The sequence below is a fragment of the Nocardia nova NBRC 15556 genome (assembly GCF_001613005.1).
Lineage (GTDB): Bacteria > Actinomycetota > Actinomycetes > Mycobacteriales > Mycobacteriaceae > Nocardia > Nocardia nova.
Genome location: NZ_BDBN01000022.1, coordinates 85,888 through 107,567 on the forward strand (window position 1 = coordinate 85,888; position 21,680 = coordinate 107,567).

At 67.6% G+C, this 21,680-nt stretch carries 22 protein-coding genes and 1 pseudogene; 10 read left to right on the top strand and 13 right to left on the bottom strand.

All coding sequences use genetic code 11. The features are described from left to right. Nucleotides 1-130: 130 nt before the first annotated feature. Complete coding sequence (locus NN2_RS09890; protein ID WP_063012408.1) at nt 131-685, top strand: HAD domain-containing protein; 555 nt, start codon at nt 131-133, stop codon at nt 683-685. Here the strand turns inward: NN2_RS09890 and hpnE are convergent. After that, nucleotides 682-2,040 carry a hydroxysqualene dehydroxylase HpnE gene (gene hpnE, locus NN2_RS09895; RefSeq protein ID WP_063012527.1) on the bottom strand — a complete coding sequence of 453 codons (1,359 nt, stop codon included), beginning with the start codon at nt 2,038-2,040 and terminating at the stop codon, nt 682-684. The two genes, NN2_RS09890 and hpnE, sit on opposite strands and share 4 nt — an antisense overlap. 237 nt (nt 2,041-2,277) lie before the next feature. Here hpnE and NN2_RS09900 point away from each other — a divergent pair, with 237 nt between their 5' ends. Further along, entirely contained in the window at nt 2,278-2,553 is a 276-nt protein-coding gene (locus NN2_RS09900; protein ID WP_197521648.1) for a hypothetical protein, read from the top strand. Nucleotides 2,554-2,617: 64 nt separating this feature from the next. Further along, nucleotides 2,618-3,382: an SDR family NAD(P)-dependent oxidoreductase gene (locus NN2_RS09905; RefSeq protein WP_063012412.1), complete on the top strand. Its 765-nt coding sequence runs from the start codon at nt 2,618-2,620 to the stop codon at nt 3,380-3,382. On the opposite strand, the gene NN2_RS09910 is transcribed toward NN2_RS09905, so the two are convergent. From NN2_RS09910 to NN2_RS09925, 4 genes are all read right to left on the bottom strand, one after another. Next, nucleotides 3,375-4,214, bottom strand: coding sequence for a mycofactocin-coupled SDR family oxidoreductase (locus NN2_RS09910; protein ID WP_063012414.1), 840 nt, complete (start codon nt 4,212-4,214; stop codon nt 3,375-3,377). The genes NN2_RS09905 and NN2_RS09910 overlap by 8 nt on opposite strands. 140 nt (nt 4,215-4,354) lie before the next feature. Further along, on the bottom strand, nt 4,355-5,053 hold the full coding sequence (locus tag NN2_RS09915; RefSeq protein WP_063012416.1) for an NAD(P)-dependent oxidoreductase: 699 nt from the start codon (nt 5,051-5,053) through the stop codon (nt 4,355-4,357). A 172-nt stretch (nt 5,054-5,225) separates the two neighbouring features. Continuing rightward, nucleotides 5,226-5,906: a GAP family protein gene (locus tag NN2_RS09920; RefSeq protein ID WP_063012418.1), complete on the bottom strand. Its 681-nt coding sequence runs from the start codon at nt 5,904-5,906 to the stop codon at nt 5,226-5,228. A 169-nt stretch (nt 5,907-6,075) separates the two neighbouring features. Then, nucleotides 6,076-6,444, bottom strand: coding sequence for a DoxX family protein (locus NN2_RS09925; RefSeq protein WP_197521647.1), 369 nt, complete (start codon nt 6,442-6,444; stop codon nt 6,076-6,078). 175 nt (nt 6,445-6,619) lie between these two features. Between NN2_RS09925 and NN2_RS09930 the strand changes: the two genes are divergently transcribed. Beyond that, nucleotides 6,620-7,843 carry an oxygenase MpaB family protein gene (locus tag NN2_RS09930; RefSeq protein ID WP_063012419.1) on the top strand — a complete coding sequence of 408 codons (1,224 nt, stop codon included), beginning with the start codon at nt 6,620-6,622 and terminating at the stop codon, nt 7,841-7,843. 23 nt (nt 7,844-7,866) lie between these two features. Here the strand turns inward: NN2_RS09930 and NN2_RS09935 are convergent, their stop codons facing one another. Then, complete coding sequence (locus NN2_RS09935; RefSeq protein WP_063012421.1) at nt 7,867-9,093, bottom strand: cytochrome P450; 1,227 nt, start codon at nt 9,091-9,093, stop codon at nt 7,867-7,869. Nucleotides 9,094-9,137: 44 nt separating this feature from the next. After that, nucleotides 9,138-9,875, bottom strand: coding sequence for a DUF4097 family beta strand repeat-containing protein (locus NN2_RS09940; RefSeq protein WP_245658638.1), 738 nt, complete (start codon nt 9,873-9,875; stop codon nt 9,138-9,140). 222 nt (nt 9,876-10,097) lie between these two features. Between NN2_RS09940 and NN2_RS09945 the strand changes: the two genes are divergently transcribed. Next, nucleotides 10,098-13,325 (top strand): ATP-binding protein, encoded by a 3,228-nt coding sequence (locus tag NN2_RS09945; protein ID WP_501193549.1) that lies wholly within the window; start codon nt 10,098-10,100, stop codon nt 13,323-13,325. Here the strand turns inward: NN2_RS09945 and NN2_RS09950 are convergent. The 5 genes from NN2_RS09950 to NN2_RS09970 all read right to left on the bottom strand — a co-directional run bounded on the left by NN2_RS09950 (nt 13,309) and on the right by NN2_RS09970 (nt 17,875). Next, nucleotides 13,309-14,076 carry an ABC transporter permease gene (locus NN2_RS09950; RefSeq protein ID WP_063012426.1) on the bottom strand — a complete coding sequence of 256 codons (768 nt, stop codon included), beginning with the start codon at nt 14,074-14,076 and terminating at the stop codon, nt 13,309-13,311. The two genes, NN2_RS09945 and NN2_RS09950, sit on opposite strands and share 17 nt — an antisense overlap. Next, nucleotides 14,073-15,017 carry an ATP-binding cassette domain-containing protein gene (locus NN2_RS09955; RefSeq protein ID WP_063012428.1) on the bottom strand — a complete coding sequence of 315 codons (945 nt, stop codon included), beginning with the start codon at nt 15,015-15,017 and terminating at the stop codon, nt 14,073-14,075. The genes NN2_RS09950 and NN2_RS09955 overlap by 4 nt, the downstream gene beginning before the upstream one ends. An 86-nt stretch (nt 15,018-15,103) precedes the next feature. After that, complete coding sequence (locus NN2_RS09960) at nt 15,104-16,117, bottom strand: alcohol dehydrogenase catalytic domain-containing protein (protein ID WP_063012430.1); 1,014 nt, start codon at nt 16,115-16,117, stop codon at nt 15,104-15,106. Nucleotides 16,118-16,250: 133 nt separating this feature from the next. Continuing rightward, entirely contained in the window at nt 16,251-16,442 is a 192-nt protein-coding gene (locus tag NN2_RS09965; RefSeq protein ID WP_063012432.1) for a hypothetical protein, read from the bottom strand. A 473-nt stretch (nt 16,443-16,915) separates the two neighbouring features. Then, nucleotides 16,916-17,875: a helix-turn-helix transcriptional regulator gene (locus NN2_RS09970; RefSeq protein WP_063012434.1), complete on the bottom strand. Its 960-nt coding sequence runs from the start codon at nt 17,873-17,875 to the stop codon at nt 16,916-16,918. Between the two features lie 61 nt (nt 17,876-17,936). Between NN2_RS09970 and NN2_RS09975 the strand changes: the two genes are divergently transcribed. Further along, nucleotides 17,937-19,088, top strand: coding sequence for an epoxide hydrolase family protein (locus NN2_RS09975; RefSeq protein ID WP_156511291.1), 1,152 nt, complete (start codon nt 17,937-17,939; stop codon nt 19,086-19,088). A gap of 37 nt (nt 19,089-19,125) precedes the next feature. On the opposite strand, the gene NN2_RS09980 is transcribed toward NN2_RS09975, so the two are convergent. Further along, complete coding sequence (locus NN2_RS09980; RefSeq protein WP_063012436.1) at nt 19,126-19,719, bottom strand: TetR/AcrR family transcriptional regulator; 594 nt, start codon at nt 19,717-19,719, stop codon at nt 19,126-19,128. 69 nt (nt 19,720-19,788) lie between these two features. Here NN2_RS09980 and NN2_RS09985 point away from each other — a divergent pair, with 69 nt between their 5' ends. The 4 genes and pseudogenes from NN2_RS09985 (at nt 19,789) to NN2_RS10000 (ending at nt 21,663) form a co-directional block, all read left to right on the top strand. Continuing rightward, the gene (locus NN2_RS09985) at nt 19,789-20,682 is read left to right on the top strand and encodes an NADP-dependent oxidoreductase (protein WP_063012438.1); all 894 of its coding nucleotides are present in this window, start codon (nt 19,789-19,791) and stop codon (nt 20,680-20,682) included. A gap of 132 nt (nt 20,683-20,814) precedes the next feature. Further along, nucleotides 20,815-21,069: pseudogene (locus tag NN2_RS39065) on the top strand (class I SAM-dependent methyltransferase); the annotation flags it as partial. Nucleotides 21,070-21,143: 74 nt separating this feature from the next. Then, nucleotides 21,144-21,401, top strand: a complete 258-nt coding sequence (locus tag NN2_RS09995) for a type II toxin-antitoxin system Phd/YefM family antitoxin (protein WP_063012442.1) — start codon at nt 21,144-21,146, stop codon at nt 21,399-21,401. Further along, a complete protein-coding gene (locus NN2_RS10000; RefSeq protein WP_063012445.1) occupies nt 21,394-21,663 on the top strand; it encodes a Txe/YoeB family addiction module toxin in 270 nt (89 codons plus the stop codon). Before NN2_RS09995 ends, NN2_RS10000 begins: the two co-directional genes overlap by 8 nt. Nucleotides 21,664-21,680: the final 17 nt, after the last annotated feature.

The window sequence follows — 21,680 nt, forward strand, 5'->3', positions numbered from 1 at the left end:
CCGGGGCGGTTCCCGAGGCGATTTTCGGTGCGTTCGCCCCGGTTATCGGGTCGACACGAAACCGTTGCCGCGAGTGGCGGACTCATCCGCAGGTGCCGTCGTAGCCTGGGATGAGCGAACGGGGGGCGTCATGACCGAAACATCACGGGCCGCGATCCTGCTCGATGTCGACGGCCCCCTCAATCCCTACCCCCGGCCCACGCACCCACCCCCGCACGGCTACCGGTCTTATGTGTTGCAGCACAGCATCATTCCCGCGATTCCGCCCATCGATCAGCAGGTGCTGCTCGACGCGGCCGTCGGCTCGCGGCTGCTGGAACTGGCCGACATCACCGATGCCGAACTGGTGTGGGCGACCGCGTGGGAATATGCGGCGAATACTGTCCTCGGTCCCGTCCTCGGCCTGCCGCCGCTGGAGGTGATCATCTTCGAGGACACCGGAATTCGGCATCGCGAGGGCCACCACGGCAAGCTTCCGACCATCGACCGCTGGGCCGGACGCCGGCCGCTGTGCTGGTTCGACGACGAATTCCAGCACGCCGACCAGGGCTGGGCCGAGCGCCGCACCGCCACCGTCGCCCCGACCCTGCTCGTCCCGGTCGATCGCCACACCGGCTTGACTCCCGACCACCTCGAGCTCGCCCGGGCGTTCCTGGAGCCGCTTCGCGGGCCGCGAACTCGCTAGAGCGGCGGCAGTCGCAGCAGCGCCGCCACCGCCTTGGAGGCGCTCTGAACAGCGCTTTCCATGGTGGCCGACCAGTCGGTGCTGGTCCAGTCCCCGGCCAGCATGAGAGTGGGCACCGAGGTGCGCTGATCGGGTCGCAGGCCGTCGGTGCCGAGGGCCTGGGAGAAGGTCGCCTTCGGCATCTTGACCACGTGGCCGTGCACTACCCGCGCATCGGCCGCCTCGGGGTAGTAGCGGCGCAGCAGGTCCATCTGCTCGTCGATGATGTCGTCGCTGCTCTTGTGGATCTGTTCGTAGGCGCCGCTGGTGGTCAGGCAGTACAGCCAGGTGCCGTTCGGTTCGCGGCCGTGCATGCGCTGCCGGTCGAACACCTCGTCGATCACTCCCGTCCCGCCGATGATCGCCTCCATCGCACTGCGGGTGCCGAGCGGCCGGTCCAGATACAGATTGGTGCTGACGATCGGCGTGGCACCCAATTTGTCTGCCGCGGCGTAGATTTCGGCGTGTTCGGGGAGATCGTCGAGCAGGCCGTGGATCCGGGAATTGGGTACCGCACAGATCACGGCATCGGCCGGGACCGTGGTGCCGTCCACCAGATCGACACCGGTCACCGCGCCGTCCACGATCCGGATCCGGTCCGCCACCGCGCGATAGCGGACCTCGACTCCGTGGCGGCGGAACACCTCCTCCGCACCGGTGATGTAGAGCGTATCGAGGTCGACGGTCGGATAGCCGATGGTGACCGCTCGCCGATCCCGCACTCCCAGCCGGATGCCGGTGGCCAGCACATCGGCGAAGACCTTCGCGCATTCCCGCTGCACCGGCTCGGCGGCGATGCCCAGCGCCAGCCAATCCCACAGCGCCTCACGCGCTTTCGCGGGCATACCGATACGCTCGAACCACTGCTCGGTGGTGATGTCGGCCAGATCCGCGGGCTGGAACAGACACTGCATACCCAACCGCATCGTCGCCCGCGCCGCGGCCAGCCGCTCGCCGAACCCGGCATCCGGATGTGCGCCCAGCAGTGTGCCGAAGGCTCGAATACCTCTGGTGTGCAACGCCGTTGCGCGTCCACCCGGCCAGCGCAGCGTTCCCCCGGTGGGAAATTCCAGATATTTCTCGGTGCCGATGCTCGCCAGATACCGGAAGAGGTGGTGGTAGCCGCTGGCGATCACGTGCTGACCATTGTCGGGCGTATCGCCGACCTCGGCGACCGTCATCGCCTGGGTGCGGCCACCGAGCCGGGCCCGGCGCTCCAGCAACGTCACCCGCTTCCCGGCCTCGGCCAGCCAGACGGCCGATGCCAGCCCGGCCAGACCACCGCCGATCACCACGAACCGACGAGCGTCGTTCATTCGAACCTCCGTGCGCGACAGCGGGTTTCGACCCGCGGCGACCTCGATCCGAGGGCCGAGCCGCACCGAGCCGGTTCCGATCACTGTAGGCAGCCGGGCATCGACGGTCAACGGTGAGTGAAGAGTCGTCACATTCTCTCGCCCAACTGATGGGAAGCGACGACGCCGGATGCCGCGGCACCGAGGCGAGAGAATGGTCGTCCGAACCGATGAACACCAGGAGGCACAGTGCAATTCATGGTTCTTTCCCGGCGCCGCACCGAATCGTTCACCGACGCGGATTTCGAGAAAGTACTACCGGCCGAAACCGAGCACGTCCGCAAGCTCTATCTCGACGGCGTCGTCCGCCAGATCTGGTTGCGCGGCGATATCGCCGGTGCCTGCTTCACGATCGAGGCGGCCGATGCCGAACAGGCGAACGCGATCGTCGCGGAACTGCCCATGGCCGCGGCCGGAGTCTCCGAATTCACCGTGATCCCCCTGAGCCCGTACCGGGGTTTCGGCGGGGCCTAGCCGAAGTCACCCCGGGGCAACTTTGGACTTGCTGGTCCAAAAAATCGCTCGTAGCTTCGGTCTCATGTCACGACTCTCGGGCCGAACAGCCCTCATCACGGGTTCCACCAGCAATATCGGACGCGCCATCGCGGTGGCCTACGCCGCGGCGGGGGCGCATGTCGTCGTCTCCGGCCGCGACGACGAGCGCGGTGCCGCGGTCGTTGCCGAGATCCGCGCGGGCGGCGGCCGCGCCGACTATGTGCACGCCGACCTCGACGGCAGTGCGGCCTCCGCCCGTGCGCTCGCGGATGCGGCCACCCGAGCGCTCGGTGGGCGCATCGACATCCTGGTCAACAATGCCGGGATCTTTCCGCCGGCGACCACGACGACCGCCGACGAGCAGATGTTCGACCGCGTCTACGCCGTCAACGTCAAGGCGCCGTTCTTCCTCACCCAGGCGGTGGCTCCGGCGATGGTCGAGGCGGGTGGCGGCGTGATCGTGAATCTCGGCTCGTGGGTGGCGCGGCTGAGCGTGCCCGTCGGCGCCCTCTACGCCTCGACGAAGGGAGCGGTGGAAACCCTCACGCGGGCGTGGTCGGCGGAGTTCGGCCCGAAAGGCGTTCGCGTCAACGCCATTTCGCCCGGCGTCGTGCTGCCGCCGGAGCGTGACCCCGCCGCCGGCGCCATGATGCACGGCACACCCGCCGGAAGGGCCGGAACCGCCGAGGACATCGCGACGGCCGCGGTCTTCCTGGCCTCCGACGAGGCATCGTTCGTGCACGGCACCGTCGTGGACGTCGACGGCGGCCGGACGGGTGTGGCCGTACTCGCCGGCACGCCTACTTGAGCATGCTGCCCGCGTCGACGGTCACCGGCAGGCCGGTGATGTAGCGCGATTCGTCCGAGGCGAGGAACAGCACCGCATTGCTGATATCCACCGGCTCGACCCAGCCGACCGGCAGGACGTGCATGAACTTCGCCACCGGTTCGAAATCCTCGACGCCCGGATTCTCCAGATCCGGGCGGAACATCTTCATCGTTCCCTCGTTCATGAACATCGGGGTGTTCACGTTGGTCGGATGGACCGAATTGACCCGGATCGAATTCGCGCCCAGCTCGACCGCGAAGGTCCGCATCAAGCCGACCACGCCGTGTTTGGCGGCGACGTAATGCCCGGTGTTCGGATAGGCCTTGAGTCCGCCCACCGAACTGGTGAGGATGATCGAGCCGCCGTTGCCGCCGGAAATCAGATGCGGCACACCGGCTTTCACGGTCTTCCAGACACCTTCCAGATTGATGCCGATCATCGTGTTCCAGTCCTGCTCACTGGTTTCGGCCAGGGTCGCACCCCCGTTGCCGATCCCGGCGTTCGCCACGATGATGTCGAGCCGGCCCAGCTGCTCGACCCCGTTGTCCACGGCGGCCTTCAACGCGTCGAAATCGCGGACGTCGACCTCGGCGGTGACGATGCGCCGGCCGAGACCCTTGACCAGCTCCACCGTCTCGGCCAGATCGGCCGGGGTCGAAGCCGGGATCAGATCGGTACCGCTCACCGGTTTACAGACGTCGACGGCGATGATGTCGGCGCCCTCCTCCGCGAGCCGCACCGCATGACTTCGCCCCTGGCCACGTGCCGCACCAGTGATGAAGGCGACCTTGCCCTCTACCCGCCCAGCCATAACGCACCTCGTTCATTGCCACTCGGGCACACCGATGCCCGATGCCGGATTCCCGACCACCCGCGCCGAGCGATCGCTCACTTGCTAATCGGATTCTCCAACATCGAGAATGAAATTTCCATACCTTGTGCCGGTGTGGTTCAGTGGCCGCCGCTCGCCTGCTGCCGGATCCATCGCAGCAGGGTGGGGTTACCGGAATCGGTGGTGATCACACCGGCCGCGGCGCGGACGAAACGGCCCTCGGTCACGGCGGCGAGCATGCTCGCGGCCAGATCGCTTCGGGCGGTGAAGATCCCGTCGGCGTAGTCCTCGACCATCGTGTAATCGGTGACGTCCGGGCGGTCGTAGAGTCCGCTCGGACGCACCACGGTCCACTCTCGATCGCTGTCGCGCAGCAGTGCTTCCATCCGCCGCATATCGTCGTAGAGCGTCTTGCCCGCCACCCGCGTCACATACGGCACCAGCAGCCGATTGAAGAGGAAGCCGCCCTCGCTGTAGGGGCGCGGATCGACGCCGGCCGAACTCACCACCACGATCCGGCTCACCCCGTGCCGCCGCATCGCCGTCACGATGTTCGACACGCCCTCGGAATACGTGGTGATCGGTTCCTTGCTCGGCGGCACCCCGAGCGCGGACAGCACCGCGTCGCACCCCTTCACCGCGGTGTCGACCGCGGCCGGGTCGAGCACATCGGCGCCGATCACGTCGAGCCGCTCATGGCGCAGCGGGAATTCGCCCGGCTGCCGCGTCACCGCCGCGACCTGATGTCCGGCGGCCAGCGACTGCGCGGTGAGCTGGCGGCCGGTGGGGCCGTTGGCCCCGAAGATGGTGATACGCATGACTTTTCCTTCGGACAGAGGAGGCGGACCGGCGGCGGGCGAGACGAAATCCGCCGCCGTCGCCGAGCCCCCTTCGTTGCGTGGACGCACACAAGACGCCCGTCGAGCCCGTCGCATGACAACCCGCGACAGTGATCTACATCACCGGTGCGCCACCGCTGAACCGCCGCGGCTATCCGGAGGTCAGGGCTTCGATGGCTCGGCCGATCAGCATCGTTCCCACGAGCAGCAGCAGCACCATCATCACGGTTCGGTCGTTGGCGACCAGCCAGGTTTTGGTGGCGGCCAGGGGTTGATCGAGCCGCTCGCCGGCGACCAGGTACGCGACGACCGGCGCGATGCACGAGGCCAGCGCGATCACGAGGAAGATCGCACCGGCGCCCACCGCTCTCGGCGCCGGCAGCCGCGCCTCGGCGATGTCGAGCCCGCCCATGACGGCGGGGACGAGGGTGCTGACGTCGACGACGACGAGCGCCACACCGAGCCCGAAGGCGCCCGCCGGAGTCACGCGGTCGACTCGGTCCCACAGTTTCCGCGGCTTCGCCTCGCCGCGCCCGCGCTGGAACCCGAACCACGCCGCGACACCGAGCAACCCGATCCCGCCGAAGAGGCGTATGAGCGAGGTCGCGGTCGAGGCGTGATGGGGATGCAGATGCCGGGCCGCGGACGCGCCGATCAGCCAGGCCACCGCGGTGACGAGCACCGCGAACCCGCAGATCCGGCCGAGCAGGTATCCACTGCTCTTCGCCCGCGCCTGCCCCGACACCAGCATCAGGACCGCCACGATCAGCGGCAGTGGACTCACCGCGATCGCGGCGGCCAAGGGCAGGGTCCTCCCGATCACGGTGCCCATCCGCCGTTCCTTTCGGCCGCACGAGCGATTTATTTGCCACAGGCTCGCTGTCATTCGGTCGCGAGTTCCGAGCCGCGACCGATTTCTGCAATCTACGTGGGGCTATAAGTAATTTCGAGGCACCATACCGAATTGCCGAGGATTCCCCACCTGGAGTTTCGAACCCTGCTCACAACCACACGGTGGACAACCACGCGGCGACGACGGCCAGCGCCAGCAGGACCACATTCAGGCCGATCAGCTTCACCTCGCCGCGCCGCAGATGCACCACGATCGCACCGACCTGCACCAGCGCCAATCCGATGGCGGCGACGAGCGCGAGAACCACGGCGATCCCGGTCAGCGGCGGCAGGATCAGCCCGGCCGCGCCGAGGACCTCGCTCGCGCCGATGCCTCGCACCAGGCCCAGCGGCACGGTGTCGATCCACCCCATCATCGGGCGCAGCCGGTCCTTCGACCGCAGCATCTTCATCCCGCCCGAGTAGAGGTAGAAGACCGCCAGCAGCGCGCCGACGATCCAGTACGCGATCTCCACCATGACCTCCGGTGACGACGAATGGTAAGCAGCATCATCCACCGGAATCGGACGGCGTACAAAAGGAACATCGACCGAGACTCACGGCGGACTGCGGGTCGCCGCTTTTGGTAGGCGGTCTTGCCAAAAGTCGATTTCTGGTAGAGGATCTTGCCAGATCTTCGACGAGGAGGACATCGTGACGCCGACCGTTCCGCTCCGGCACCCGAGCTCACCCCGGCCCGTCCCCGGGCCCGGTCTCGGCACGCTCGCCCGGATGCTCGGGCTCGGCGCACCGGGCCCGGCCGAATTTCGCGAACTGGGCGAGGCACTGACCGTCGGCGACCGGCCGATGGACGAGCTCGTGGACTGGATGTATCGCGAGGGCATGGCCACGACCCGGCCGCTGTTCGACCGCGCCCTGCGGGAGGGCATCGCCGCGGTACCGGATGCCCCGGCGCCCCTGCGCGAATTCTTCGAATACGTCGAAGCGGTACCCGAGTGGGTGGATCGGCGAAAGATCCGCCACGCGGAGCGCGTCTCCTGCCTGGGCGGCCGCGACGGGATCTACGTCGCCCGCGACATGTCGTTCCTGGGCGGATACCTGGCCTCCGGTTTCAACAAGACCCTGCTGCGCACCGGCGCCCTGGAAAAGGGCCCGGCCAAGCGATTCGCCGAGACCACGCAGTGGGCGATGGATGTCACCGCGGCCGGCGGAATGGCGCCGGGCGGCAACGGTTTTCGCTCGACCGTGCACGTCCGGCTGATCCACTCGCTGGTGCGGCGCCACGTGGCCGCCATGCCGGACTGGCGGGCCGAGGAGTGGGGACTGCCGATCAATCAGACCGATATGGCCGCCACACTGGTCGGCGCGCTGATCGCCCCGATGATCGGCGCCATCGGCATGGGCGTCGTCATCACGCCCCGCGACGCGGAGGCCATGGCCCACCTGGCCCGCTACGTCGGCTGGGTGATGGGTGTCGAGGAACGCTTCCTGCCCAACGACTTTCGCGACAGCGTCCGCATTCTCTACCACACGATGACCGCCATCACGAACCCGGACGACACCTCCCGCCAACTCGCGATCCCGATGCGTGACGAACCGCTCGGCTGGCACTACGACCGGCTGCCGGGACTGCGGCGGCGGATCGCCCGGTCCCAGCACCTGTCGATCGCGATGATGTATCTGGGCCCGTCCGCCATGAAGCGACTCGGCCTGCCCTGTCGCACCCTGCCCTGGTATCCCGTGCTGCGCATACCCGTCAACCTCGCGCGGTCGGCGCGGGCCCGGCTGATCCCGGGCCAGTTCGAGCGCGTCGTCGCCGAAGGCCGGGCCGCGCAACTGGCCTTCATCCGCACCCTCGCCGGACCCGATGCGGCTGTGATCGGCGGATCGGCCGAGCACATCACCCCGGCCGCCTGAACCGCCGCGCCCGACCGCTCCGGCTACTCCGCGACATCCGTCCACGTGACCGGAAGTTCGTGCACCCCATAGATATTCATATCGGTCCGCAACCTCACCGCATCGGCCGGGACGGCGAGGGCCAGGGTCGGGAAGCGGCGTAGCAGGCCGGCGAATCCGGCGCGCATTTCGATCCGTGCCAGTTGCTGACCGAGGCACAGGTGCATGCCGTGGCCGAAGGACAGGTGGCCGCGGGCCGTGCGATGCACGTCGAGAGTGTCGGGGTCGTCGAAGCGGCGCGGGTCGCGGTTGGCGGCCAGCAGCGAGACGACGACGGTCGAGCCCTTGCCGATGGTTTCACCGCCCAGTTCGATGTCGTCGGTGGCGTAGCGGTAGAAGATGTCGGCGACGCAGAGATAGCGCATCAGTTCCTCGACCGCATCGGGAACCAGCGCCGGATCCGCACGCAGTTCGGCCGCCTGCTCCGGATGCTCGAGCAGCGCGAATGTGCCGAGCCCCAACATATTTGCGGTGGTCTCGTGCCCCGCCAGCAGGAGCAGGAAGGCGATGCCGGTCAGCTCCTCGACGGTGAGGTCGTCGTGGCGGGCCAGGTCGGACAGGATGTCCTCACCCGGTTCGGCGCGCTTGCGGACGACCAGTTCGGCCAGATAGGACGTCAGCGCGCCGTAGGCCGCCATCTTCTCCTCGAGCGCCTGGTCCTTGACGAGGAACTTGGCCGAGTTGACCTGAAAGGTGTCGCGGTCCTCGTAGGGAACGCCGAGCAGTTCGCAGATCACCAGCGAGGGCACCGGCAGCGCGAACTCCGCCACCAGGTCGACCGGCGGGGTCAGCCGGGCCATCGCCTCCAGTTGCCGCTCGACGACGTCCACGATGTGGTCTTCGAGCTGCTTCATCCGTTTGACGGTGAAGGCGCCGACGAGCTTGCGCCGCAACCGGGTATGGTCCGGCGCATCCATTGCGATGAAGACGCCGGGGATCTGCGGCGACGGCTCGGTGGCGACCGGCATGCCCGGAATCTCGTACGGCACATGCAGAACGCCGATGTCCTGGCGCGAGCTGAAGCGCGGGTCGGCCAGCAGGCTGCGCACCTCGTCGTATCCGGTGACCAGCCAGCCCTCGTGTCCGTCGGGGAAGATCATCGGGCCGACGGGGTGAGCATCACGCAAGCGGGTGATCTCGCGGGGCGGATCGAAGGGGCCCGCATCGCGTTCCATGGGCAGGCCGTGCGGGACGGGAACCGTTCGGGTCATGGCGTATTCCTCTCGGGAGACGGATCGGCGGATATCGAGGGGAACTAGGCGGCGGACGCGTGCTGGATGACGACGTTGCCGAGGGCGCTGCGCGCATACACCCGCACGGTGTGCTCGTCGTCCTGCGCGCCGTCGACCGGCCCGAGCTGGTTGTGCACGGCGCCGCTCGCCACCGTGGTCTCCAGCCGCGCCGCGCTACCCGGACGGATACCGACCTCCAGATCGCCCACCGAGGTCTCCAGCCGCAGCACACCGCGGGTGGCCTCGCCGATCCGGATATTGCCCTGGGCGGTCTTCGCTGTCACCGAACCGAGCGGACGCTCGACGACGATGTCCCCGGCCGACACCTCCAGCACGCAGTCGCCGAGTTCGCCGGCGCCGAGGATTCGGCCCACACCGGCGGTGCCCCGGAAAGCGGAACCGGTCGGCACCTCGACGGTCACCTCGATCGACGGGTTGCCGCCGAAGGGAGTGTAGGTTCGCCAGTCCTTCGGCGTCGTGACGGTCAGGGCGCCGTCGGCGAAATCGACCCGCGTCTGCTCGGCGGCGCGCACGTCGGCCTTCTTGGCCGCGTCGGCGGGACGGACCGCGACGACGGTGTCGGTGCGGTCCGAGGCGATGACAGTGACAGTGCCGGACAGCACCTCGACGGCGACGGCGATCGGTTCCGGGGTCTGGAAGGTAGGCATGGTGTTCTCCTGGGCTCTGCTGGGAATCGGGCGGCGGGATCGGGGGATCCGGCCGGTGAACCGGTCCGCGGCGCGGATCGCTGTGCTGTTCACGAGAACTACTGTCGCCAACCCGGCTGATATCGGGCTGATGCCGGGCTGACATGCCCGCTGACATACTGTTTCCGCTGGTCACCCAGGTCGATTCCGGTTTCTCCGGTGTTCTTGTCAGCCGTGGACCGGGCGATCTCACACCGGCCGGCCGACCACGGCAGAATGATCCGGGTGCGAATCGGGATGCTTGGAACGCTCGACATCCGGGCAGATGACGGTGCAGTGATCGAGGTACCGGGCGCCCGGTTGCGGGCGCTGTTGATCGCCCTCGCACTCGAACCCGGCCGCGCGGTCCCCAAAGCGACGCTGGTCGACTGGATCTGGGGTGAGCAACCGCCCGCCGACGCGGCAAATGCGTTGCAGGCGTTGGTTTCCCGGCTGCGCCGGGTGCTGCCGGACGGTTCGCTCGACGGGCAGGCGGGCGGCTACCGGCTGGCGGTGGATCCGAACGCGGTCGACGCGTTGCGGTTCGAACGGCTCCTCGATCAGGCGCGTGGCGGCGACGTCGTCCGGCAGACGCACCTGCTGCGCGAGGCCCTCGTGCTGTGGCGCGGGGCGCCGATGCAGGACATCGATATGCGCGACAGTGCGGCGGTCGAGGCGGTGGTCACCCGCTTCGAGGGGCTGCAGCTGGCAGCGCTGGAAGACCTGTACGAAGCGGAGATTCGCCTCGGGCGCGGACCGGAACTGGTCGCCGAACTCACGGAGTTGGTGGCCCGGCATCCGGTCCGGGAACGACTGGTCGCCGCGTTGATGCGGGCCCTGGCCGCGGCGGGCCGCGGCGCCGAGGCCCTGCTCGTCTACCAGCGGGCCCGCGAAGCACTCGCCGACACCCTGGGTGTGGATCCCGCACCGGAACTGTCCGATCTACACGTGGCCCTGCTGCGCGGCGAAGCGGGACCGCGAGACAGCGAACGCAAGACCAACCTGCGGGCCGAATTGACCAGCTACGTCGGCACATACACCGACATCGCCGCCGTGCGCGAACTCATCGCGAACCACCGGCTCACCACCTTGACCGGTCCGGGCGGCTCGGGGAAGACCAGGCTGGCGCTGGAAACCGCACGCACCCTGCTCGACGATCTGCCGGACGGGGCCTGGCTGGTGGAATTGGCGTCCGTCGGCGCCGGCGGTGACGTGGCGCAGTCGGCGCTGGCCGCATTCGGGCTGCGCGACGCACTGCTCGGCGGCGCACCGGATGCGGAACCGGTCGACCGGCTCGTCGCGGCGATCCGCGACCGCGAGACGCTGCTGATCCTGGACAATTGTGAGCACGTGATCGACGCCGCGGCGGCCTTCGCCCACCGGGTGCTCGGAGAATGCCGGGGCCTGCGGATTCTCGCCACGAGCCGTGAACCGCTCGGCATCACGGGCGAGGCGCTGTGGCAGGTGGCGCCGCTGGCGCTGCCGGACGAGGACGCCGGACCGGCCGAGATCGAATCCTCCCCCGCCGTGCAGTTGCTGCGCGACCGGGCCGGCGCGGTCCGGACCGATCTGGATATGACGAATCCCGCCACCCTGTCGACCATCGCGCGCGTCTGCCGTGCCCTCGACGGCATACCGCTGGCCATCGAGCTCGCCGCGGCCCGGCTGCGCACCATGTCCCTGGACCAGCTCGCCGACCGCCTCGACGATCGGTTCCGCCTGCTCACCGGCGGCAGCCGCACCGCCATCCCGCAGCACCGTACGTTGCGCGCGGTGGTCGATTGGAGCTGGGAACTGCTCACCGACGCGGAGCGGACGGTGCTGCGCAGGCTGGCGGTCTTCGCGGGCGGTGCGAGTCTCGAAGCGGCCGAGCAGATCTGCGCCATCTCAGACGCACCGGGGGAAGTCGAGCAGTGGGAGGTGCTCGACTTGCTGACGGCACTGACCGAGAAGTCGCTGCTGCTCAACACGGCCGACAGCGAACCCCGCTACCGGATGCTCGAAACGATCAGACAGTACGCATACGACCGCCTGGTCGCGGCCGGCGAATCGGAACGCGTTCGCCGGCACCATCTTTCGTACTTCACGACCCTCGCCGACACCGCGGAGCCGCATCTGCGCCGCGCCGAGCAGCTGGAGTGGCTCGCCAGGCTCGAGGCCGAACACGACAATATCGCGGCCGCCCTGCGCGGCGCGCTCGCCGACGACGACACGGCGGGCGCGCTGCGGCTCGCGGCGGCCGCCGGCTGGTACTGGTGGCTCGGCGGGCACAAAGCCGAGGGGATGGAACTGATCACCGCCGCGGCACGAATCGGCGGGCACGAAGGCGGCAGCGAAGCATCACCACGCAGTGCCCTCGAGAGTGCCACCGATACAACCGCGCGAATCGGCGGGCACGAAGGCGGCAGCGAAGATTCACCACGCAGTGCCGGCGCCGCGGCGGAGACCGGCGACGACGAATTCCGGGCCAGGGTCTACGGCCTGATCGTGCATTTCATGAGTTCCGGCCCGAACGACGAGCACCAGGTCGCCGAATGGGTCCACAAGGCCTACCACCTCGGCCGGAACAGCGAATCCGACTATCCGCTTCTGGCATTCATCGGCGCCCTGCAACGCATGTTGCGCGGCGGAGACGAGTTCCTGACCGCCTTCGAACCGTTGCTCACCCACGACGATCCGTGGGTGCGTGCGCTGTCCCGGTTACAGGTGGGTAAGGCGCGGATCGCCCTCGGCTTCCCCGGCCGGGAGGCGGACGAGCATCTCGAGACGGCACTGGCCGAATTCCGCGCGCTCGGCGAGCGCTGGGGAATGTCGTTCGCCCTGACCGAGCTGGCGAACAGGATCGCCATGCGCGGCGAATTCGCCACCGCCTGCGCACATCTCGACGAGGCCATCGCGGTCGTCACCGAGGTCGGCGCCATCGAGGACGTCTTCCTGATCCGCGCGCGCCAGGCTCAATTGTATTGGCTGTTGGGCGATGCGGAGGCGAGCGCCGACGCCATGACCGAGGCGCAGCGGTACGCGGACCGGTCCGCCTGGCCGAACGCTCTGGCCGAATTCGCCTTCACCAAGGCAGAACTGGCCCGCTGGCAAGGCGATACGGAACAAGCCCGCCGGCAGATCGAGATCGCGACATCCATGCAGGGCGGCGACACCGACCGGAACTACGTCGACGCCTTGACGAACCATCAACTTGGTTGTCTCGCAACAGATTTGGATGTCGCACGCCCACTGCACGCCGCCGCGCTGCGAGCCGCGACCGGCGCCGGCTACGCACCGCTCACCGCCTTGATGCTGGTGGGAATCGCGGATCTGGCGTCGCGGGCCGGACAGGACGAACAGGCGGTCCGGTTGCTGGCGGCCAGTGCCGCGGTTCGCGGACTGGTCGACCGATCCCAGCCGGATGTGGAGCGGATCGAGCAGACAGCACGACGTCGCCTCGATGACCAGCGGTTCACCGAGGCGACGACGGAAGGGACACAAGCGAATTGGGAGGAATTGGCGGCGGCTACGCTCGCTTGTTGAACGTGGCACGCGACCAGAAGAATCCGACCACGGCGAATCCGGCGCACCAGGCGAGCGCGGCGGCGGTGTAGCCGCCGGACGGGTGTCCTTCGAGAAATCCGCGCAGTGATTCGATGATCGGCGTGAACGGCTGGTACTGCGCGAACTGCCGGATGCCCTGGCCCATCTTGTCGGCCGGCACGATCGCGCTGCTCACGAAGGGCAGCATGATCAGCGGCACCACGCTCATACCGGCGGATTCCGGCGTCTTCGCGGCCATTCCCAGCGCGACGGTGAGCCACGACGCCGCGAACGAGGTCGCGACCATGATGCCGATGGCGGCCAGCCAGTCCGTCGCACTCGCCGGCGCGCGGAAGCCCAGCGCGAAGGCCACACCGATGACGGCCGCGATGGCCACCAGGTTGGTCAGCATGGTCGCCGCCACGTGACCGATCAGGATCGCGCTGCGGGAGACGTCCATGACCTTGAACCGGTTGATGATGCCCTTCGCCATGTCGGAGCTCACCGACACCGCGGTGCCGGACAGTCCGTAGCTGATGGCCAGCAGGATCAAACCCGGTGTGGCGTAATCGATGTAGTGGCCGCCGACATCGAAGGCATTGCCGAAGACGTAGACGAAGATCAGCATCATCACGACCGGCATCAGTGCCGCGTTGAAGATGGTGACGGGAGTGCGGGCGATGTGGGTGAAGTTGCGGCCCAACATCATCGACGCATCGGACAGGGGTGCGGGCAGGGTGATCGTACTCATCGCGGGGAAACCTCCGTGGTCGCGTGACCGGTCAGGGAAAGGAAAACGTCGTCGAGATCGGGGGTGTGGACGGTGACCTCCTCGGCCTCGACCGAGGATTCGGCGAGCCGATCCAGCAGGTGGCGCAGCGATTTCGTGCCGCCGTTGCCGGGCACGCGCAGGGTCAGTGCGCTGTCGTCGCGGGTGGCGCCGGGCAGGCTGTGCGCCGCCGCGTCCAGTTCCTCGGGTTGTGCGAACCGGAGCTGGATGTGGCTGCCGGGCACCAGGCGCTTGAGGTCGTCGGGGGTGCCTTCGGCGACGAGGCGGCCCTGGTCGAGTACCGCGATCCGGTCGGCCAGCTGATCGGCTTCCTCGAGATACTGGGTGGTGAGGAAGATCGTCACACCCTCGGATGTCAACTCCCGCACGATGTCCCACATGGTGCGCCGGCTGCGCGGATCCAGGCCGGTCGTCGGCTCGTCGAGGAACACGATCTGCGGTTTGGTGACCAACGTCATCGCCAGATCCAGCTTCCGGCGCATACCGCCGGAGTAGGTCGCCGCCCGCTTACCCGCGGACTCCACCAGATCGAACCGCTCCAGCAGTTCGGCCACCACCCGCTTGCCGGCATCCCCGCGCAGACGATGCAGCCCCGCCATCAGCCGCAGGTTCTCCTCTCCCGTCAGCAGATCGTCGACCGCCGCGAACTGCCCGGTCACCCCGATCGCCGCCCGCACGGCCTTGCCCTCGGTGGCCAGGTCGTGTCCCGCGATCCGAGCCGTTCCCCCGTCGGCCTTCGCCAACGTGGTCAACACGTTCACGGTCGTCGTCTTCCCGGCCCCGTTGGGGCCGAGCAGCGAGAAGATCGTCCCGGCCTCGATGGTCAGGTCGATCCCGTCGAGGATCGTCTTGTCCCCGTACGCCTTCCGCAACCCGGAGGCGGCAATTGCTGTGCTGTTCATGGGGACAACTGTGCGGTGGCCGGCTGATACGCCCCTGACGTCGGCCTGACACGATCGCTGATATGGAGTTTGCGCTGGTCACCGCATTACATCGTGAGGACCATGCGGTAGCGGGCGCGGCCCTGCTCCATATCGGCGTAGGCCTGCGCCGCCTGCTCGAGCGGTAGTTCCTGAATGCGCGCGCGGACACCCGATCGCACCGCGAACTCCATCGTTTCCTCGACATCGCGCGCGGTGCCGGACGGATGGCCGATGACGCGCAGGCCGGGGACGATCAGCTGCATCGGGCTGATGGGCAGCGGATCGGCCGTGACGCCGATGGTGATCAGTTCACCGCGCGGCTGCAGCCCGCCGACCGTATCGGCCATGGCGGCGGAATTGCCCGCCGTCGCGAGGACGACCGCCGCGCCCCCGAGTTCCCGCAATGCCTCGCCGACCTCGACCGCGGTCGAGTCGATGTAGTGGTGGGCGCCCAGCGCGCGGGCGTCCTCGGCCTTGCCCGCACCGCGCGCTATCGCGATCGTTTCGAAGCCCATCGCACGCGCGAATTGAACGCCCAGGTGTCCGAGTCCGCCGATGCCGAGGATCGCGACGCGGTCGCCGGGCCGTGCCCTGCTCTCACGCAGGGCGTGGAAGGTGGTGACGCCGGCACACCCCATCGGCGCTGCCTCGCTGAACGACAACTCGTCGGGGATGCGGGCCGGCGCGTTGGCCGGGACCGTCACCGACTCGGCATATCCGCCGGGGTAGTGCCAACTGGGAACCCGCAGATTCACGCAATGAATGAAATCTCCCTGCCGGCAGGGAATGCACTCGCCGCAGTGCCCGCCGAACCAGCCCACCGCGACGCGGTCGCCGAGCGCGTAGTTGTCCACACCGTCGCCGAGTTCGGCGATGGTGCCCGCGATCTCGTGTCCCAGGGTGAGCGGCCAGGACATGCCGGGAAATCCGCCACCGGCGAACGCCCGATCCGTGCCGCAGACACCACACGCCGAGACCCGGATCCGCACATGGTCGCGGGGCGGCGCGGTGGTGTCGACCTCCACCACTTTCAACGCGTCACCGGCGGATCGGATGTGCACAGCCTGATGAGTGGACATCGGGAATCATCCTCACTTTCCTCGAAACGGTGATCAATGACAACGGCGCTCCTCGGCCAGTATCGCTGTTCACAACCGGTGGTTGCTCCACCGTTCGGGGTGAATCCGACGTCTTCCGGTGGTGTGTCCGCCGTCAGCCGATGTCCTCGGCCGAGCCGACGACGGTGCCCTCCGGACCGCGGACGAAGCGGTGTTCGTACTGCTCCCCGACGCCCGGCCTCGCGTAGAAATTATCGGTCGGAAAAGAGCGAACTCTCTGGGTTTCACCCTCGATTCGTTGGGTATGCCAAGCTGCCTGCAGTGGAAGATCCAAACCTTCGGACATGAGTAGCCTCCGCGAATTCGAAAATACGAATTTTATCCAATAAAAACCGCTGCTAGCTGGTCAGATACGTCATTTATGCACCGACGTGACAGCGTCGTCATAGCGGCGAACTCGAATATTGGACGCATGACCTAATTACCCGCTCCAGCGATCTGCAACTCATTTGATGTGATCCGAATCATTTTCACGAAACGCTGCTAACAGGTCGCGGAACCGGCCCGATAAACGCCATACAACTGAAAATCGTGTCGGAAAGAAATCATGTATCGACAACGACAGGAGAAGTCCTATGGACCTGTCCACCGCATTCAACCTCTTTCTCAGCTTGCTCGGCATCAACCTCGGCGCAGGCGGCCAACTCGGCGCCGGCACCGGGTCGTCCTGAGCGTCCTTGATCGAGCGAGGCCGGGCAGGGAGCCACTCGCCCTGCCCGGCCCGTTCTCTCCGGCTGAACGGTGCGAGTATCGCGGCCTCTATCCACCTGCCGCTCGGGTGAATCGGCTCGCGAGCGCCCTCAGGTGTTCCGCCAGTTCGGGGGGAGATTCGACCTCGAATTCCACATCGAGCATGCCGACCACCAGGGCCACCAAAGCGTAGGAGTCCGAACCCATTTCGAGTCGGCAGGTGTGCTCGTCGATGGGGGTGACCAGACCTTCGATGCGGCCGGCGAGCCGCTCGGCCGGGACATGGACGCGCATGACCGACCGGTACGGCCACATCGCGAAGCCCATGGTGCGGCGCAGGTAGGCCACCACATCGCCGTCGGGCGACGGCCGGTGCGCGAAGCGCGGGCCGTTGGGCGTCCGCAGCGACATGCGGTCGACGCGGAAGGTACGCCAGTCGGCCCGGTCGCGGTCCCAGCCGACGAGATACCACCGATGGCTCCAATGCGCGATGCGGTGCGGCTCGACGCTGCGCCGGGAGTCGTCGCCGGTGTGGCTGCGATAGTCGAAGCGCAGCGTCTCGGCGGCGCGGATGGCGGCGGATATGGCGGTGAGCTGACCGGCGTCGACGGCGGGACCGGGGTCGTAGCGAGGCGGCATCGCGACCACCGCGCCACGCAGTGTGTCGACGCGGTGGCGCAACCGGGCCGGAAGTACCTGTTCCATCTTGGTGAGCGCGCGCAGCGAGGTCTCCTCGATGCCGGCGACAGTGCCGGTGGTGTTGGTCTGCAGTCCGATCGTGACGGCGACCGCCTCGTCGTCGTCGAGGAGCAGCGGCGGCAGTGACGCACCCGCGCCGAGTCGGTATCCGCCGACCGGTCCCAGCACGCCGTGCACCGGATATCCCAACTCGCGCAGCCGATCCACGTCGCGACGGATGGTGCGGGTGGTGACGTCGAGTCGTTCGGCCAGCTCCGTTCCGGTCCAGTCTCGATGTGTCTGCAACAGCGACAGCAGCCGCAACAGCCGCGCCGGCGTGGTCTCGGGCATGAATCGATCATCGCGCATGTGTAGGACCGTTTCCGTCCTATACGGGACGGATGCTCTTCTCATGACCGATACGACGATCACCCCGTTCCGCATCGATATCCCGCAGGAAGACTTGGACGAACTGAATTTCCGGCTCGCCCGCACCCGTTGGACCGATGCCCTGCCCGGTGTCGGCTGGTCCTACGGCGTGGATCGCGACTACCTGATCGATCTGGCCGAGTACTGGCGCACCGGCTACGACTGGCGCGAACACGAGGCGAGGTTGAACAAGGTCCCGCAGTTCGTCACCGAAATCGACCGCCAGACAGTGCATTTCATGCATGTTCGCTCCCCCGAGCCCGACGCGACGCCGCTGATCGTCACGCACGGCTGGCCCAGCACGCCCGCCGACTTCCTCGACATCCTCGGACCGCTGACCGATCCACGCGCATACGGCGGGGATCCGTCCGACGCATTTCACGTGGTGGCGCCGTCGGTACCGGGATTCGGATTCTCCGGACCCACCCGCGAAACCGGTTGGGACGTACCGCGAGTCGCGCGCGCCTGGGCAACGCTGATGGCACGACTCGGCTACGAACACTACGGCGCCCAGGGCGGCGACTACGGCAGTCTCATCTCCCCGGCCCTGGGGCGGGTCGCACCGGACAAGGTGATCGGTGTGCATGTGAACGCGCTGGCCGACGCCGCGACCGCGAGCGGCTCCGGCCGCGAACTCGCCGACCTGTCGGAGGCGGATCGCGCGAAGGCGATCGCGAACCAGATGTGGTGGTACGGACACAACGGCTACGCGACCCAGATGGCCTTGCGGCCCCAGACCATCGCCTACGCCCTCAACGACTCACCCGTGGGCCAGCTCGCCTGGAATCTCGAATGGTTCGTCGATTGGGATCCGACTGCCACCGATCAATCGCCGATCGACCGCGACATGATCCTGACCGACGTCTCGACCTACTGGCTCACCGGCACCGCCGGCTCCGCGGCCCGCATCTACCGGGAGTCCGGGGCGTCGTGGGGCAGTAAACCCGAGCCCTCGGGCGTGCCCACCGGGGTCGCGAACTTCCGGGGCGATCGGGCCGTGCGGGGCCTGGCGGAGGCGGCCAACACGGTCGTGCGCTGGAAGGAATACCCCGTGGGCGGCCACTTCGCTTCGCTCCAGGCGCCGGCGGAGCTTGTCACCGATATTCGCGAATTCTTCCGTTCGGTCGCCGGCTGAACCCACCGGAGCCGATTCCGCGACGGCACGTAATCGCTTATCCCGCAGCGGAATCGGCCCCGGGCGCGACCGCCCACGCTCCCTCGATCATCGCGAAGATCTCGTACACCGCGGCATCCGGATCGGCCGACTCGCGGGCCAGAGAGTAGGCGTCGATCACGAATCTCGCGATCGTCCGGCAGGCCGTCGGCGTGCGGGCCGGTTCGGGGTCCGCGGCGATGGCCGTGGCCAGCGACTCGGCGTGCCGCAGCCGCATCGATTCCTCGTACTGCCGCAGGGCCGGCGATTCGTCGATCATGCGCCAGATCGGGTCGGCGCCCGCTGCCGTGCAATGTCGCACCAGCGCGAGGATCTCGCGACGCAGCGCGGGCACGAGCGGCTCATCCGCCGCCCGCTCGGCCACCGCCCGCGTAAGGCGCTGTTCGAAGTCGTCGTCGCGCTCGAATACCAGCGCTTCCTTCGAGGGGAAGTGGGAAAAGAGCGTGGTCACGGCCACATCGGCTTCCGCCGCGACATCCCGGATGCCCACCGCGTCGTACCCCCGCTCGAGGAAGAGCCGCAACGCGGTATCGGCGATCTTCTGGCGGGTCGCGGCCTTCTTCCGCTCACGACGTCCGGTCGGCGCAGTCACCTCTGGATGCTATCAACTATGAAAAACTAACGACTACAAAACACTAACGGTTAGTGTTATCGTCGCCGTATGAAGAGGGTGAGCTTCGCCGAGTTCGGCGGTCCGGAAGTCCTGCGACTCGTCGATGCTGAAGAGCTCCACGCGGGTCCCGGGCAGATCCGCATCGCCGTGCGCGCGGCAGGCGTGAACCCCGTCGACTGGCGGATTCGCGAAGGCCAGTTCCAGCAGGCCCATCCGCTCGAGTTGCCCGCCGGAGTGGGACAGGACGCGGCCGGCGTGGTGGACGAAATTGGCGAGGGCGTAACGGGTTTCGCGATCGGCGACCATGTCTTCGGCGAAGGTTCGAGCACCTACGCCGAGTTCGCGGTGCTGACCGCCTGGGCCAACATGCCCGACGGGCTGCCTTTCGACGAAGCGGCCGGCTACCCCTCGGTGGTCGAGACGGCACTGCGCGTCATCGACCAGGCGGGCGTGCGGCCCGGGCAGACCCTGCTGGTCAGCGGCGCATCCGGCGGCGTCGGATCGGCCGTGCTCCAGATCGCCCGCGAGCGCGGCATCACGGTCATCGGCACGGCCGGGGCGGCCAACCAGGACTATCTCCGCAGCCTCGGCGCCGTCGCCACCACCTACGGCGAGGGCTGGGTCGAGCGCGTGCGCCGACTCGGGCGTATCGACGCGGCCCTCGATCTGGCCGGTTCGGGCGTCCTCCGCGAACTCGTCGAACTGACCGGGGACCCACGGCGGGTGATCACCATCGCCGACCTCGGCGCACCCGAGTTCGGCGTCCGATTCTCCGGCGTAGCGGGAAGTATGCCGGATGCGCTCGGCGAGGCCGCCGATCTCATCGCGCGCGGGAAGCTTCATATCCCGGTGGAAAAGTCGTACTCGCTCGCCGAGGCGGCCGCGGCACACATCGACAGCCGGGCCGGCCACACTCGCGGGCGCCGGGTCATCTCCGTATGAGCGTTCGAGAATCTCAGCGGCTCGGACGATCGGCGGGCGTATCGTGGCGTGACCACGGGAATCGTTCCCCGACAACGCAATAGCTCACATCCGTACCGGTGACAGCGAGCTACGGTGCAGACAAGGGAGACCATGACTTCCAGGCACGACGGAGACACCTGGGATCCGGCGACGGGCGTCGGTTCGACCGCCACCATGGCTGCGGCGGCCCGGGCGATTGCGACGCGCGCGGATCCGGAGCTCATCGACGATCCGTTCGCCGCACCGCTCGTCCGGGCGGTCGGCATCGACCTGCTCACCCGGCTCGCGACCGGCGAGACGCCGCCCGGCGACTTGGTCGAACAGGTATGGACCAGCGCCGGCCTGCCCGACACCGCGAGGACCCGCTCGCCGGCGATCGTTGCGTCACCCACCGCGTCGTCTTGTACGATATCTTGTACAAGATAGACGAAGGGGCCGCCATGACCGCATTACCGATCTCCACCGTGCGCCAACAGCTGTTTTCTCTGGTACAGCAGGTCAACGACGACCACGACACGGTCACCGTCGTGACGAAGAGCGGCGAAAACGCGGTTCTGGTCGCGGAATCGGATTGGAATTCCATTCAGGAGACGCTCTACGTACTCGCGACCCACGGCGGGGTTCGCTTGCTGGAGTCGGCGCGCGAAGCGCAACGAGGCGAGATCGAAGCGCGAGAGTTGCTGGACCCGGATGCCTGACCGGAAGCTGGTCTTCACATCCTACGGCTGGGAAACCTACTCGTCGTGGCTCACTCGGGATCGAACGGTTTTGCGGGCGGCGAACAAACTGATCACCGCAGTCCTCGCCGACCCTTTCCGAGGTATCGGAAAACCCGAGCCACTCAAACACCAGCTCGCCGGAAACTGGTCGAGGCGAATAACCCGGGAACATCGCTTGATCTACTACGTGACCGAGACCGAGATCGTCATCATCGGTGTGGGCGGACATTACGACGATTGATCGCCCATCACGACGTC

Coding starts and splice junctions, on each gene's coding strand:
- NN2_RS09925 (WP_197521647.1), bottom strand. CDS start 6,444: ATGGTGGAGATCGCGTACTGGATCGTCGGCGCGCTGCTGGCGGTCTTC.
- NN2_RS09905 (WP_063012412.1), top strand. CDS start 2,618: ATGTCACGACTCTCGGGCCGAACAGCCCTCATCACGGGTTCCACCAGC.
- NN2_RS10000 (WP_063012445.1), top strand. CDS start 21,394: ATGCCTGACCGGAAGCTGGTCTTCACATCCTACGGCTGGGAAACCTAC.
- NN2_RS09955 (WP_063012428.1), bottom strand. CDS start 15,017: ATGAACAGCACAGCAATTGCCGCCTCCGGGTTGCGGAAGGCGTACGGG.
- NN2_RS09920 (WP_063012418.1), bottom strand. CDS start 5,906: ATGGGCACCGTGATCGGGAGGACCCTGCCCTTGGCCGCCGCGATCGCG.
- NN2_RS09975 (WP_156511291.1), top strand. CDS start 17,937: ATGACCGATACGACGATCACCCCGTTCCGCATCGATATCCCGCAGGAA.
- NN2_RS09965 (WP_063012432.1), bottom strand. CDS start 16,442: ATGTCCGAAGGTTTGGATCTTCCACTGCAGGCAGCTTGGCATACCCAA.
- NN2_RS09970 (WP_063012434.1), bottom strand. CDS start 17,875: ATGCCCGAGACCACGCCGGCGCGGCTGTTGCGGCTGCTGTCGCTGTTG.
- NN2_RS09935 (WP_063012421.1), bottom strand. CDS start 9,093: ATGACCCGAACGGTTCCCGTCCCGCACGGCCTGCCCATGGAACGCGAT.
- hpnE (WP_063012527.1), bottom strand. CDS start 2,040: ATGAACGACGCTCGTCGGTTCGTGGTGATCGGCGGTGGTCTGGCCGGG.
- NN2_RS09985 (WP_063012438.1), top strand. CDS start 19,789: ATGAAGAGGGTGAGCTTCGCCGAGTTCGGCGGTCCGGAAGTCCTGCGA.
- NN2_RS09890 (WP_063012408.1), top strand. CDS start 131: ATGACCGAAACATCACGGGCCGCGATCCTGCTCGATGTCGACGGCCCC.
- NN2_RS09910 (WP_063012414.1), bottom strand. CDS start 4,214: ATGGCTGGGCGGGTAGAGGGCAAGGTCGCCTTCATCACTGGTGCGGCA.
- NN2_RS09900 (WP_197521648.1), top strand. CDS start 2,278: ATGGTTCTTTCCCGGCGCCGCACCGAATCGTTCACCGACGCGGATTTC.
- NN2_RS09950 (WP_063012426.1), bottom strand. CDS start 14,076: ATGAGTACGATCACCCTGCCCGCACCCCTGTCCGATGCGTCGATGATG.
- NN2_RS09915 (WP_063012416.1), bottom strand. CDS start 5,053: ATGCGTATCACCATCTTCGGGGCCAACGGCCCCACCGGCCGCCAGCTC.
- NN2_RS09995 (WP_063012442.1), top strand. CDS start 21,144: ATGACCGCATTACCGATCTCCACCGTGCGCCAACAGCTGTTTTCTCTG.
- NN2_RS09960 (WP_063012430.1), bottom strand. CDS start 16,117: ATGTCCACTCATCAGGCTGTGCACATCCGATCCGCCGGTGACGCGTTG.